The organism is Bacillus sonorensis NBRC 101234 = KCTC 13918, assembly GCF_001592005.1.
GTDB classification, from domain to species: Bacteria; Bacillota; Bacilli; order Bacillales; family Bacillaceae; genus Bacillus; species Bacillus sonorensis.
In genome coordinates, this window is the sequence record NZ_BCVZ01000001.1 from 434,367 (window position 1) to 447,257 (window position 12,891).

The following is a 12,891-nucleotide window of genomic DNA, read 5'->3' on the forward strand; positions in this document are numbered from 1 at the left end:
TTCATTTTTTGAATATGACGTTCATGTTTGGTGAACAACCCTTTCAATATGAATGGTCAAGTACAGCAGTTCTTCGCTTGTCAGCTCCTGGCCGTACTCCTTTTGAATGTACTGCCTGATTTTATTTGTACATCCATAGGCTTCCCGGTACTTATTTTTGACGGTATCAAATAGAAAGTCATCCTTGCTTTCCATATAGGACCCGCTGAACAGCCGCTGCGCGAAAAATTTCAAATGCGTAATAAACCGGTAATAATGGAGCGACTCTTCGTCAAAATCGATATGAAAGTGGTATTTCACGAGATTCAAGATCTCCTGCATCACTTTTGTGATATTGACGATGTTCGGCATTTCTTCATTCAGCTCGGCGTTTACGATATGAAGCGCGATAAAAGCGGCTTCATCTTCCGGCAGCTCAACACCCGTTTTATGTTTAATCATGTCAAGCGCCTCTTTGCCGATGGAATACTCATCTCTGTAAAGGCGTTTCGTTTCCCAAAGCAACGCGTTTTTGATATCCAAGCCCTTTTTATGCCTTTCAATGGCAAAATGGATATGATCGGTCAGCGACACATAAATGCTGTCATTCAGCTTTTTTCCAAGCCGCATTTTCGCAAAGCTGATAATTTCCTCAGATACCTCCATAAATTCGATCGGTATTTCATCCAAAAGCGTTTTAAATCTGTCGGAGATGTCTTTATTATCGAGCCTGAAAATTTTTTCAATCCTTGATTCATCGACCATTTCGCCCGGCTTTTTCTGAAAAGCGATTCCCCTGCCCATGACCACTAGTTCCTGACCCCGTTCGTTTAAAACACTGATCACATTATTGTTGATCACCTTGGCTATTTTCACCCGTCGCACCCTCCGATTTTTTAAAATAAGGGAATGATATATATTTCTTTTTTCATAGGTTACACATTGATTGTACAACCTTTTTTGTCCGGGTCAATATATTTAAGTCAATTGTTCCAGACTTTTCTATTCTTCCATTTGTCCAAAATACTAAAAAAGAGCCGTGAGCGGCTCTTATAAATGTATATTTATTCCACAAACAAAGTTATGATGACGCGGCCAGGATTCCCAGCACAGCGATAAGCAATGCGAATCCATATATGATATCTTTTACTTCAAGCCGGGTCGTTTGATAATACGTCCGGTTCCTTGTACCTGTGAAACCGCGCGCTTCCATGGCAATCGCTATTCTTTCGGATTTGCGGATGCCTTGCGAAAATAACGGCAAAGAATATCGGATAAAGGCCTTCCAGCTGTTTTTTTGTTTGTAGCCCCTGATTTTATGCGCAGCTTTCATCTGCGAAAGCTCCGATTGAAACAGCGGAACAAACCGGAAGCCGGCCAACAGTCCATACGCCCATTTTGGCGACAGCCTGCATTGATGGATCAAGCTCATGATGAACTTTGTTAAATCTGTAGTGGATGTAAACAGAAGCCCGTAAGTGACAAATCCCAGCATCCGCAAAGCGATGGTCAGCCCATTTGTCAGACTCTCTGTCGTCACGTGAAACCAGGCCCATTCCCAAAGCGTTTCCTCGCCTTTCCCAAAAGCGGCCATCATCCAACATACGAGAATGAAAAAAATAAAATAAGGCAAAAGACGCTTCAGCAGATATGCTAGTGTCCAGCCGCCGAACACGATTCCGATAAAAACCGCGAGGAGCCAAATGAAAAAGGTCGCTTCCGGATTTGATACAGCCATTAACATACACATGACCAAGAGATGGGTAAAGAGCTTTCCGGCGGGATTCAATGTTGAAAGGTATGAATGATTGCTTTTCATACAAGCACCTTCTTTTTTCTGGCATGCATCAGCTCATAGTGAAGCGGCGGAATGATGGAGAACTGCCGGACAAGGCGTTCATCGGAAAATAACCGGTACGGCGTTCCTTGATATGCTGCTTTTCCATGATGAAACACGATGACCTGATCAGAATGCTGATCAACAATATCCATATCATGGGTAACCATGATGATGGTCGTCCCCCGTTCCTGCCGCTCTTTTAACCGTTTGATCAGCTCACCGGCGGTTTTTTGATCCTGGCCGAATGTCGGTTCATCCAGCAAAAGCACATCCTGATCAAACAAAAGCATCGTCGCCACGCTCAGGCGCCGTTTCTGCCCGAGGCTTAATGTAAAAGGGTGGACCTTGGCGTGGGAGGCAAGGCCGAATTCAGTTAGCAGCTCCGACGTTTTTCTCTTGATTTGTTCTTCCGGCCAATGTCTCTGTCTCGCGCCGAACGCGATTTCCTCAAAGACCGTATCCTGAATAAATTGAAGTTCCGGATTTTGAAAAACAAAGCCCGCTTTGTCATACAGCGCCTTGTCAGACCATTTTTTCAGCTCGCGGTCCTCCACATAAATCCGGCCTTTTTTCACGGCTTCTAAGCGAATCAAGCTTTTTAGAAAAGTGCTTTTTCCGCTGCCGTTCTTTCCGATGACTGATACCCACGCGCCTTTTTGAATCTGAAGATTGATGCCGTCTGCGACGGTTTTTTTGCGATAGCCGATCGCGGCATCTTCAGTGCGGATCAACGGCCCGCTGTCCGGGGTCCCGTTTTTTTCCGACAGCTCTTTTATTTTCAGTTTGGCAGAGAGCTTGGCGGCAAGCGGGTGGTTCTCATCTTCAACGACTTCTTCCCATACCGCCGGATAAAGCTTCGGCTGCCAAATGCCGGCCTCTTTCATTTGCCGCTGAAAACGCCGGAGGATATCCTCCGGTATTCCATCACCGATGATTCGGCCGTTTTCGCTTAAAAGGATGACGCGGTCCATCCATTCGATGCAGCCGTCCAATACATGCTCGACAAACACCATCGTCTGCCCGGTTGTTTCAGAGACGTCTTTCAATAGGGCAAATATGTCTTTCCGGCTTGCCGGATCAAGCTGTGCAGTCGGCTCGTCAAAAAACAGCACCTCCGGTTCAAGCGCCAAAAGGCAAGCTAGAGCAAGCCGCTGCTTCATGCCGCCTGACAATGCCTCAATCGGCGTTTTCTTGTCGATATTCAGCCCGACCTGCTCCATGAATGAGGAGATCATCTGATCCATTTCCTCGCGGGGAATACAGCGGTTCTCAAGACTGAAGGCAATTTCTTCATCGACATGAAGCATGCAAAACTGCGAATCCGGATCCTGAAACATCACGCCCGTACTCTTCCTGCGATTTACCTCGCCGCTGACTTCAGCTTCAATGTGATCGGGAATAATGCCGGAAAGCGCCGAAATCAACGTTGATTTTCCGCTTCCGCTCGGCCCGAGAATCAACACTTTCTCCCCTTTATCAATCGATAAGCTCACACGGTCCAAGATCGTTTCTGAACGGTGGTAAAAGCGTACGGAAAGATTACTGCATCCTAGATATGAATTCATTTGATTCATCCTTTTTCCGATGTTCCTTCATCATGTCATACTGGTCAAGAACTCCTGTTTTCGCAAGCGCCCCGACCACCGCTTTGGCAAGCCAGCCGCCCAGGATCATTCCGCTGATGACTTGAATGACAAATGTGAGAATCAGCGTTTGCGTGGTGTAGTAGCCAAAACCGTTTGCCATCAGACTGTAAGCCATGCTGCCACACGCCGCGAGCGCTCCGGAAAGCATGAGTGTAAACAAGTTATAGCGCTTATAGCGAAAGATGGCAAAAGCGATTTCCGCCCCGGCCCCCTGAAACACGCCGATTAACAACGCCGATAACCCGAAATGGCTGCCTGTCAGCAGTTCAACCGACGCCGCTGCCGTCTCGGCAATCAGCGCCGCTCCCGGTTTGCGGATGATATAGGCAACGATCGGGCTGGCAATCACCCATATGCCAAACATAAAGTTTGCCCCCACAGGCCCGACAATCGCCGAGACCGGAATCCACAGCGTAGACCAGCCTAAATAAATGACACCGCAAGCGACCGACAATATAACCGTCATCACCACTTCTTTTATATTCCAGTTCATCGTCTCACCGACTCCATTTCAACCGGCCAGTCTTCAACTGTATAGGCCATCTCCCAAAACTGATATTCGAGCTGGCAGCTTAACAAAAAGAGCTCCTTCATGTTCTCTTTTTCTGTCTGGCGGGCCTCTTTCGCCCATTCATCCAAACGGGCGCAAAATGCCGTCGTGATTGAATCGGTTCTGTCTCCGTAAAAATGGATCCAGTCATAAAATGGATGCGACGGATCAGGCTGCACCTCTTTCAGCAACTTTTTGCCGATTTCCCAATATGTCCACGGACACGGAAGCAAAACGGCTAAAATGTCTCCGAGCGTGCCTTCGTGCGCCGCCGTCAGCATATGACGGATATAATGATGGGCCGATGGTGCAAGGGGATAGCCTTGCAGCTCTTCATATGCCACGCCTGCAACCCGGCAAAGATTGTTGTGAGGATGCACCTCGCTGTTCAATACAAAAGAAATCTGCTGATGGAACAGCTCCATGTCTTCGCGGTTTTGGCATTTGGAAATCGCGATTCCATAGATTTGAACAAAGGAATTCAAATACTCAAAATCCTGTTTAACATAATGGATCAGCTGCTCCTTTTTCAGATCGCCTGACGCCAGGCCTTTTACGAAAGGATGCTGAAAAATTGCTTCAAAGATAGGATCTGCCTCACGGCGAAGTTCTGCTGAAAAACTCATTATCGATAGCCTCCTTCATTCTGATAGGGGAAGGCACAAGGGGGAAAGCGGCCTCTTATACAAAAAAGCCGCCCCAAAATGGAGCGGCTTGCATGATGAACTCATAAAGAAACCGACTCCACTTCCCTACGCTAGTATGAACTAGATCAGGTTCGAAGGGTCCAAGATCACCTCTTGTCTCAGCCAGCTTTATGGCTCCCCTAGTGGACTTCCTATTACATTAACTTTTACTCTACACATCAATGAACATCATGTCAACCTTGCTTTCTTTAAGCCTGGGCACATGAAGTTTTAAAGAAGTTTGCGATTTTTGTATAAAAATTATAAATTTTCTGAAACCTTTTGGGCGCTTATCCGTCTAATATATAGAAAACAAATTTTATTTGGAGGGGATCGATATGATGATGTTTATCTTGATTTTGACACTGGCTGTGTATTTGTTCTACTCTTTCAGCAAAGACAACCGCCCGGCAAAGAAAAGCGGCAAAGCTCATCAGAAACTGGTTGTACTTCGGGAACATCCTTTGACTGCCCCTTCCAATGATACCAACTGTTAAATGCCACTCCAATCTGAGTGTTAAATCGAACTGCACTCCAATCGTTAGAGACCTTCTAAGCGGGAGTGCAGTTTTTTACCGCTAAATTTGAATGTTGAAGGGATTCATGCGACGGTGTCTTGCCATGCGCCATTCATGTATAGATTCGTAGATATCAATATCTCGGAGGGATGCTGCAACAATAGCCTAGAGGTAATCTATCCGTGAAACAGCCGCCATCTTCAATGTTCGCAACCTTATCTCTCGCTCTGCGGAAGAAAACTGTTAAAAAAGGGCGGCTCCGATGATGAGGAAGAGAGTTTTCCATGCTCCTGAGCAAAAAGATGATGATCATCTGTTCGGATTCATTTTATCATTTTGGCATATTTGCTATAATACGCCTCTACATGCGGATTAATATGATTGTCAGTAATAATGCCTGTTATGTCTTTCACATCATAAAAGGTAAAAAAGGCCTCTATGGTAAATTTCGTACTATCAGCAAGGATATAACGTTCAATTGCATTATTTAGCACGATTTGCAAACCATAGCCTTCCTCTTCATTAGCTGTGGTTATATTTGTACCGGAAATCCCATTCGTACCAATAAAAGCCTTTTTTACTTTAATATCAGTTAATAATCTGTTCGCAAAGTACCCATAAAAAGTTCCGGTTTTTTTTCGATAACGACCGCCAGTTAAAATAATATCGATGTTCGGCATGTTTTGAACACGTTGGAACACATTGATCGAATTCGTTACAACATTCACATGCTTATCACCCAAATAATCAAAGATAAAATCACTGGTCGTACCAGAACCGATAAAAACGGTATCATAATCAGAGATTATATCCGCACAAATCTTGCCGATATGTTTTTTCAATTCAACATTAATGTCTCGTTTTTGATGATGCGATAATTCTATGTAATGGGAATCTCTTTTTTTGGCGCCGCCGTGAACACGGACGAGCAGCCCTTCGTTTTCCAACGCTTGCAAATCTCTGCGGATGGTCATTTCTGTTACATCAAGTTGTTTTGCCAGTTCTGCAACTTCCACTGTCTGATTTTTATCCAGCATTGAAAGAATGGCCCGATATCTCTCTTCTTTAATCATTTTGACTCCTTCATTACTGACTTTATTACTTGCAATGTACATAAATTATTTAGCAATGTCAACCTATGGGAATCGCTCGAAACATTAGGTCTAACGCTTGCTTGCTAGCTCTTGGCAGCTCCTTTAAAATCGTTTGTTTCACCAAATGAATATGTTTTCCCATTAGGCAAATTAAATAATTAAAAAGCACATATCCCCTGCAGAGGTTCATGTGCTTTTACCGATCACTATGTTGCACTCATTTTCCCAATCTTAAACTGAGACTCGGGACCACCAAGGCGTCGCTGTTTCTCTTAATACCTTATTCAGGTTGACAATATTTTGGCGGCCTGTCGTTCTAAGCCATGCCGCCGCTTTTTCCTCGCCGGATTCAGCAAATGGCTCAACACCGTTTTTCCATGTGGCCCGTCCGCACAAAACGCCATTAAATTCCGAACCTGCTTCTTTGGCGAATTTAAGCGTTTCTTGGAATAACTCCGCAGAAACACCAGCGCTCAAAAAGATGAACGGGAGAGTCGATGCATCTGATTGCTCTTTAAAATAGCGTTTTGCTTCAGCTTGGCTATAGACAGGCTTACCGCTAGAGAAACCTTCAACAAATTTCATATTTACAGGTGCTTCCACCTTCAAAACGTCTACGGCATAATACGGTTTAATAAATTCGCGGACTGCCTGATTGACTTTATGCGGTTTTACTTTTGCATAATCTGCACCATTTACATCATTGTTGTTTGCATCGTAAGAAACAATCTCCAAGAAAAACGGTACATCTTCTGCTGCACATTCGGAACCGACGCGTTCAACAAACGCATGTTTTTGGCCATTAATTTCAGCGGATTCGTCTACATCGTAGTAAAGAAGCAATTTAACGGCATCCGCTCCTTTTTCTTTCAACCGTTTAACCGACCAGTTTGGAAGAAGGTCCGGAAGGCGTCCCCGGTTCGTCGCGTCATAGCCTGTTTTTTCATAAGCCACAAGCAAACCGGCACTCGCTTCCCGGCTTTCAGCGGCCGGCCAGCCGAATTCCGGGTCCAGCAGAATGGAAGAAACATATGGTGTCAGTTCTTTTGAAACGAGCAATTTAAACTTTTCCAAGCTGGATGGGTCCAGATCTTTTTTGCTATAGGCAGCCATCATTTTTTGCAGCGATCCGCGTTGGTCAATTGCCAATGCGCCAATAATTCCATGTTCATTAGAAAGTTTTTTTAATCCTTCATGTTTGCCCTTTGATATCTTTACCACATCATTCACTCCTTTTGGACTTCTACTAGACTTGCATAATGATCAAATTTTGACGCGTCTACATAGCCTGTTTGCGCTTCCATTGCATTCAGCAAACCGGCGGCCATGCCGTATTTCAGCACACCTTCATCATTAAGATTCATTTCTATCGCTTTGGCTAATCCGGCAACAGTTGCATCCCCGGAACCGACAGGGTTGACCGCTTGGATTTTTGGAATTTTGACACGATAAAAGTTATGTTGATGTCTGGCGAAAGCGCCATCCGCCCCTTTTGATACGACAACCCATGGCACATCGCTAAAAATCGGATGGCTTAACGCCTCTTGCCATTCACTTGGATTGATTGCAATGGATCGATTAAGCAATTGCCTCAACTCGCTCGCATTCGGCTTGATTAAATATGGTAAAGCCCTTTTGTTTTGCAATGATGCTTTTAATGTTTCACCCGAAGTATCCAAAAGAACCGGAATTTGTTTCTCGTTGGCAATTTCAATCATTTGCGAATATACATGAGTCGCAAATCCGCTGACAATGCTTCCTGAAATGGTAATGACTGATATTCCCTGCAAAAGACTGCGAAAGTGGTATAAAAACCGATCCTGGTCAGCTTTTGTTAAATGAGGTCCAGATTCGAGAATTTCTGTTTGCTTTTGTTCATGCAAGATGGCGATACAATTTCTCGCTTCTTGGTTTGTATGCAGAAACTGATGCTTCATCCCGTCTTGATCAAGCAGCCTTTCAATATAATCGCCTAACGATCCGCCGAGTACACCGGTAGATATAACATCCGCTCCTAATAAATGGGCGACTCTGGCAACATTCAACCCTTTTCCGCCCGCCGTTTTTCGCACTTCCGCTGCACGGTTTACATCGTCCAGCTTCAAGTCATCGAGCCGGTAAGAAATATCCACTGATGGATTTAAAGTGACGGCCAGCAGCATGAGACCCTCTCCTTATCTCAATCTTAATCGTGGTATTCTCCACGTTCCCATTTTGCAAGCAAATCATCAAAGAAATGTTCATTCCCTGTTTGATTTTCCGCAGCATGATCAAGATCGCTTAATTTTTTAATCAATGCTTGATTTTCAGGAGTTTCTTTATATTTGGTTTCAATAAATGTATCAATGACCGCTTGAATGACATGCAACCCCGTAATTCTGCCTCCGACCCCGATCAAATTTGCGTTCAGTTGTTCTTTCGCATATTTCGCAGTCGTTAGATCCCGGACCAGCGCTCCGCGAATTCCCGGAACTTTACAAGCAGAAACAGAGATCCCCACGCCTGTTCCGCATAACACAACACCTAAATCCGCCTCGCCGTTTACCACTTTTTCAGCTGCTTTTTTTCCGAAGATAGGGTAATGTGTTCTTGTCATATCATAGGTGCCAACGTCAATTACTTGATGTCCTTTGCTTTTCAGATGATCTGAGACTTGCATTTTTGTATCAGTTACAATATGGTCACACCCAAGAGCAATCTTCATTTCTGTTTCCTCCTTCAGCACATTCTGTTTAGCATATCTACCCGAATTTGATGACGTCCGCCTGCATATTCAGAATTCAAATAGGCGTCGACACAGCCTTTGGCCAATTCTTCGCCGACGATACCGGAACCTAAAGCAATTGCCATTGTATTGTTATGATTGCGGGTCATTTTGGCGGAATGTTCATCGGAAACTTCTGCACAAATCATACCTTTGCATTTATTTGCCGCCAGAAACGAGCCCGCACCAAATTTGTCAATCAGAATGCCGCGGTCGCCTTCCTTCTCCTGAAGCGCCCGGACAACACGCACAGCGGAGTCCACAAAGTCCAAATTTGCCTCCGGTGTTTTATCGATTACGTCATACCCTTGTTCGGCAAGATAGTCTTTTAATACTTCTTTTAAATGAGTTCCATCTTGATCTGCGCCTATGAGCACCTTCATCTTCTACTCCTCTTTTCTTTTTAATATGGTCGATCTGAACAACATCCCAGAAGTTCGTTAATGTTTGTTATTGTTCTTTAATGTTAGATTATCATGTTCGTTTATACCTGTCAACGACAGCGAATGAACAATATATTACTTAATCAAAAAACTGGAATTTCTATTGCGAATGGCTTTCGTTTTATAAAAAAAGCAGTAATAATACTAACTTCCTTCGTTTTCAAATCCTTAATCGGTCTTTGGATATTTTGTGAATGTATTGTTCAATATTTTGTCGTTGACAAGAAAGCGTTTTCGTTTTATATTTAACTCGTATCAATAACGAACAATTACAAACAAAAACAAACCTATGCGAAAAGGAGGCTTGAGAGCAGAAGTTAATGATTAAATTGGACCGGTTTCATATGATATTAGATTTCATTGAGAAAAAAAGCGTTGTTGAAGTGTCTGACCTGTCTGAAACATTAAATGTCACAGAAGCAACAATAAGAAGAGACTTAAATGAACTTGAAGAACAAGGATTACTGGTCAGAGTCCACGGCGGTGCAAAGAGGAAGGAAAAATCAACTTATACTGAGTTAACGAACAGCCAAAAGCAGACGATGAATGTAGACAAGAAAAAAGAAATTGCCAAAAAATGCGCTTCTCTTATAAAAGACAATGACATTATTTTTATAAGCTCAGGGACGACAAACGGCTTTATTTTCGACTATGTAAACGCAAATAATGTGAATGTAATCACAAATTCTCTTCATGTTTTTAATCGAATAAAAGACCTTTCAAACTACGACGTGATATTAAGCGGCGGGCGCTACCGGGGAAGAACCGGGACCTTCATCGGTTACTTTGCCAACCAACTGCTGAAAGAAATCAAGGTGGACAAGGCGTTTGTCGGAACAAACGGAATATCCGATTTGAATATTACGACTGCAAACGAAGAAGAAGGCAACGGACTGCGAATCATTCTGGATCATGCACATGAGCGGTACGCACTGGCTGATAGTTCAAAATTCAATGTTCAAGCGTTTTTTACTTTTTATGATGTACAGGACGTCAGTGCAATCATCACTGATTCGGAAATTGATGCCGAGATCGAACATTATTACAAAAAATTCACGACCATCATTTGATAGAGGTGACGACAATGAGTGATATTGCAGATTTATTTAGACCTCATCTCGTTTTTTTCGAAAATGTGGAGACGAGCCGGGAACTATTCCGCAAGATCGGCCAAAAATTAATAGATCAAGGTCTGGTAAAACCCGCATTTACAGAAGCCATTATCGAACGGGAAAAACATTACCCGACCGGTCTGGACATGAGTGCCGTCGGGACTGATATTCCAAATGTGGCGATTCCTCATACTGAAACAGATTATTGCAACACTGACCGGATCGTTGTTGTAAAACTGGAAAACGAAATTCCATTTCACAACATGATCACTCCAAAAAAACAATTAAACGTAAAATTCGCCTTCTTTATTTTAAATGGGAAAAAATCAGCGCAAACAAATATTCTATCAAGTTTAATGGAATCTTTCACGCAAAACTGGGACTTGAAAACGTTAAGCCAATTCAATACGGAAAAAGATATATTTCAATACATTCAATCAAAAACGGAAAAAGGAAGTGTATAAACATGGTAAAAATTTTGGCAGCTTGTGGTGCAGGGGTAAATTCAAGCCATCAAATTAAAGAAGCGGTAGAAACCGAAATGAGAAACCGGGGCTATCAGGTGGAAGTTGATGCCGTGATGGTCAAAGATCTGACTGCAGATTTGATGAGCAAATACGATATTTTTACCCCTATCGCAAAATCAGATGTTGGTTTTGAAATTAACATTCCGGTCGTTGAAGCCGGTCCAATCCTTTACAGAATTCCCGCTATGTCAGGACCCGTTTTTGACGAATTAGAGTCTGTCATAAAAAAAATTAAATAAATGAGGTGGGCCAACCATGCTGGATGCAGTCATTGATTTTTCCAATAAAGTCTTTCAGCCGATCATTGATTTAGGCGCAGCACCGATGATGTTTATTATATTAACGTTAATGGCGTTATGTTTTAGAGTGAAATTTTCCAAAGCTCTTGAAGGCGGTTTGAAGCTGGCCATCGCCTTAACAGGCATAAGTGCTATTATTAACATGCTGACCGGAGCATTTTCCGAGTCTTTTCAGGATTTCGTCAAATCGACCGGGATTAACCTTTCAATTACCGATGTCGGCTGGGCGCCGCTTGCAACCATTACATGGGGTTCTGCATATACACTATATTTTCTGTTGATCATGTTGATTGTTAATATCGTTATGCTTCTTCTAAAGAAGACTAATACATTGGATGTTGATATTTTTGATATTTGGCATTTATCAATTACCGGATTGCTCGTCATGTGGTTCAGTCATAACCTATTGGTCGCAACATTGTTAATTATCGTAATTGGCGTCATGAAAATCATCAATTCCGACTTAATGAAACCAACCTTTAACGATCTGCTGAATGCGCCAAAATCAAATCCGATGACATCGACTCATATGAACTATATGTTAAATCCGGTTATTATGGTGTTTGATAAAATCTTTGACAAATTTTTGCCCTGGCTTGACAGATTTGATTTTGATGCAGCCAAATTGAATCAAAAAATTGGTTTCTGGGGCAGTAAATTTGCGATTGGTGTTTATTTAGGCGTTTTTATCGGCTTGTTATCTCAACAATCGATTAAAGCCACGTTTACCCTGGCTTTTACAGCCGGTGTCTGTCTTGAATTGTTTTCCCTGATCGGAAGCTGGTTTATTTCAGCTGTTGAACCGTTATCTCAAGGAATTTCCGATTTTGCAAGTAAACGTTTAAAAGGAAGAACATTCAACATCGGCCTTGACTGGCCCTTTATCGCAGGCCGCGCAGAAATCTGGGCTGCAGCTAACGTATTGGCGCCTATTTTATTAATTGAAGCGTTGATTATACCGGGAAATAAAATTTTGCCGCTAGGCGGCATTATCGCAATGGGACTCACTCCTGCCCTGCTTGTCGTAACGAGAGGTAAGATTATTAGAATGATCGTCATAGGAGCGATTTTACTGCCATTGTTCCTGGTATCCGGAACAATGATCGCACCGTTTGTCACAGAAACTGCCCAATCAGTCGGGGCATTCCCTGATGGCGTATCGGAAACAAACCAAATTACACATTCCACTCTTGAGGGACCGCTGGAAAAAGTGATCGCAGTTATTGTCGGGCAAGCAGTAACAGGAAATCCAACGTTTATTCTGTATGCCGTGATTGGTCTTGTCCTATATATCGGCCTATTTGCATGGTATGCAAAACAAATGAAAAAGAGAAATGAAGAATATGAAGCTATAGAAAAAAATCAAGAAGCAGCCTAAACAGATGGAATTCTTGAATAGCGCCAACAAGCTAAAGAAAAGGATAATACTTGGA

Annotated in this window: 15 protein-coding genes and 1 riboswitch; of the genes, 5 read left to right on the forward strand and 10 right to left on the reverse strand. The window is 43.0% G+C overall.

Features of this window, described 5'->3' with window-relative positions; translation table 11 throughout:
- Positions 1-21 precede the first annotated feature (21 nt).
- The 5 genes from licT to tenA all read right to left on the reverse strand — a co-directional run bounded on the left by licT (position 22) and on the right by tenA (position 4,641).
- Positions 22-855, reverse strand: coding sequence for a BglG family transcription antiterminator LicT (gene licT, locus BTR1S_RS02085; RefSeq protein WP_029419735.1), 834 nt, complete (start codon positions 853-855; stop codon positions 22-24).
- Positions 856-1,060: 205 nt separating this feature from the next.
- Positions 1,061-1,798, reverse strand: a complete 738-nt coding sequence (locus BTR1S_RS02090; RefSeq protein WP_006639666.1) for an energy-coupling factor transporter transmembrane component T family protein — start codon at positions 1,796-1,798, stop codon at positions 1,061-1,063.
- A complete protein-coding gene (locus tag BTR1S_RS02095; protein ID WP_029419736.1) occupies positions 1,795-3,384 on the reverse strand; it encodes an ABC transporter ATP-binding protein in 1,590 nt (529 codons plus the stop codon). Before BTR1S_RS02095 ends, BTR1S_RS02090 begins: the two co-directional genes overlap by 4 nt.
- Positions 3,359-3,958, reverse strand: a complete 600-nt coding sequence (locus BTR1S_RS02100) for an ECF transporter S component (protein ID WP_006639668.1) — start codon at positions 3,956-3,958, stop codon at positions 3,359-3,361. Before BTR1S_RS02100 ends, BTR1S_RS02095 begins: the two co-directional genes overlap by 26 nt.
- Positions 3,955-4,641 carry a thiaminase II gene (gene tenA, locus BTR1S_RS02105; protein WP_006639669.1) on the reverse strand — a complete coding sequence of 229 codons (687 nt, stop codon included), beginning with the start codon at positions 4,639-4,641 and terminating at the stop codon, positions 3,955-3,957. Before tenA ends, BTR1S_RS02100 begins: the two co-directional genes overlap by 4 nt.
- A 106-nt stretch (positions 4,642-4,747) precedes the next feature.
- Positions 4,748-4,853, reverse strand: a riboswitch (TPP riboswitch).
- 186 nt (positions 4,854-5,039) lie between these two features.
- Here tenA and BTR1S_RS22685 point away from each other — a divergent pair.
- Positions 5,040-5,198, forward strand: coding sequence for a hypothetical protein (locus BTR1S_RS22685; protein WP_006639670.1), 159 nt, complete (start codon positions 5,040-5,042; stop codon positions 5,196-5,198).
- Between the two features lie 344 nt (positions 5,199-5,542).
- Here the strand turns inward: BTR1S_RS22685 and BTR1S_RS02110 are convergent, their stop codons facing one another.
- The 5 genes from BTR1S_RS02110 to lacA form a co-directional block, all read right to left on the reverse strand.
- Positions 5,543-6,292: a DeoR/GlpR family DNA-binding transcription regulator gene (locus tag BTR1S_RS02110; RefSeq protein ID WP_197196735.1), complete on the reverse strand. Its 750-nt coding sequence runs from the start codon at positions 6,290-6,292 to the stop codon at positions 5,543-5,545.
- Positions 6,293-6,544: 252 nt separating this feature from the next.
- Complete coding sequence (lacD, locus tag BTR1S_RS02115) at positions 6,545-7,534, reverse strand: tagatose-bisphosphate aldolase (RefSeq protein ID WP_029419738.1); 990 nt, start codon at positions 7,532-7,534, stop codon at positions 6,545-6,547.
- Between the two features lie 5 nt (positions 7,535-7,539).
- The gene (locus tag BTR1S_RS02120; protein ID WP_029419739.1) at positions 7,540-8,475 is read right to left on the reverse strand and encodes a hexose kinase; all 936 of its coding nucleotides are present in this window, start codon (positions 8,473-8,475) and stop codon (positions 7,540-7,542) included.
- Between the two features lie 23 nt (positions 8,476-8,498).
- The gene (gene lacB, locus BTR1S_RS02125) at positions 8,499-9,017 is read right to left on the reverse strand and encodes a galactose-6-phosphate isomerase subunit LacB (protein ID WP_029419740.1); all 519 of its coding nucleotides are present in this window, start codon (positions 9,015-9,017) and stop codon (positions 8,499-8,501) included.
- 14 nt (positions 9,018-9,031) lie between these two features.
- Positions 9,032-9,460, reverse strand: a complete 429-nt coding sequence (gene lacA, locus BTR1S_RS02130; RefSeq protein ID WP_006639675.1) for a galactose-6-phosphate isomerase subunit LacA — start codon at positions 9,458-9,460, stop codon at positions 9,032-9,034.
- A 380-nt stretch (positions 9,461-9,840) separates the two neighbouring features.
- Here lacA and BTR1S_RS02135 point away from each other — a divergent pair, with 380 nt between their 5' ends.
- The 4 genes from BTR1S_RS02135 to BTR1S_RS02150 are packed head-to-tail and all read left to right on the forward strand — an operon-like array spanning position 9,841 to position 12,836.
- Positions 9,841-10,590, forward strand: a complete 750-nt coding sequence (locus BTR1S_RS02135) for a DeoR/GlpR family DNA-binding transcription regulator (protein ID WP_006639676.1) — start codon at positions 9,841-9,843, stop codon at positions 10,588-10,590.
- Between the two features lie 14 nt (positions 10,591-10,604).
- Positions 10,605-11,096, forward strand: a complete 492-nt coding sequence (locus BTR1S_RS02140; protein WP_006639677.1) for a PTS sugar transporter subunit IIA — start codon at positions 10,605-10,607, stop codon at positions 11,094-11,096.
- Between the two features lie 2 nt (positions 11,097-11,098).
- Positions 11,099-11,398, forward strand: coding sequence for a PTS sugar transporter subunit IIB (locus BTR1S_RS02145; RefSeq protein WP_006639678.1), 300 nt, complete (start codon positions 11,099-11,101; stop codon positions 11,396-11,398).
- 16 nt (positions 11,399-11,414) lie between these two features.
- Positions 11,415-12,836 carry a PTS galactitol transporter subunit IIC gene (locus BTR1S_RS02150; RefSeq protein WP_197196736.1) on the forward strand — a complete coding sequence of 474 codons (1,422 nt, stop codon included), beginning with the start codon at positions 11,415-11,417 and terminating at the stop codon, positions 12,834-12,836.
- Positions 12,837-12,891: the final 55 nt, after the last annotated feature.

Coding starts and splice junctions, on each gene's coding strand:
- BTR1S_RS02135 (WP_006639676.1), top strand. CDS start 9,841: ATGATTAAATTGGACCGGTTTCATATGATATTAGATTTCATTGAGAAA.
- BTR1S_RS02090 (WP_006639666.1), bottom strand. CDS start 1,798: ATGAAAAGCAATCATTCATACCTTTCAACATTGAATCCCGCCGGAAAG.
- lacB (WP_029419740.1), bottom strand. CDS start 9,017: ATGAAGATTGCTCTTGGGTGTGACCATATTGTAACTGATACAAAAATG.
- lacA (WP_006639675.1), bottom strand. CDS start 9,460: ATGAAGGTGCTCATAGGCGCAGATCAAGATGGAACTCATTTAAAAGAA.
- BTR1S_RS02120 (WP_029419739.1), bottom strand. CDS start 8,475: ATGCTGCTGGCCGTCACTTTAAATCCATCAGTGGATATTTCTTACCGG.
- BTR1S_RS02150 (WP_197196736.1), top strand. CDS start 11,415: ATGCTGGATGCAGTCATTGATTTTTCCAATAAAGTCTTTCAGCCGATC.
- BTR1S_RS02145 (WP_006639678.1), top strand. CDS start 11,099: ATGGTAAAAATTTTGGCAGCTTGTGGTGCAGGGGTAAATTCAAGCCAT.
- tenA (WP_006639669.1), bottom strand. CDS start 4,641: ATGAGTTTTTCAGCAGAACTTCGCCGTGAGGCAGATCCTATCTTTGAA.
- BTR1S_RS22685 (WP_006639670.1), top strand. CDS start 5,040: ATGATGATGTTTATCTTGATTTTGACACTGGCTGTGTATTTGTTCTAC.
- BTR1S_RS02095 (WP_029419736.1), bottom strand. CDS start 3,384: ATGAATTCATATCTAGGATGCAGTAATCTTTCCGTACGCTTTTACCAC.
- BTR1S_RS02110 (WP_197196735.1), bottom strand. CDS start 6,292: ATGATTAAAGAAGAGAGATATCGGGCCATTCTTTCAATGCTGGATAAA.
- BTR1S_RS02140 (WP_006639677.1), top strand. CDS start 10,605: ATGAGTGATATTGCAGATTTATTTAGACCTCATCTCGTTTTTTTCGAA.
- BTR1S_RS02100 (WP_006639668.1), bottom strand. CDS start 3,958: ATGAACTGGAATATAAAAGAAGTGGTGATGACGGTTATATTGTCGGTC.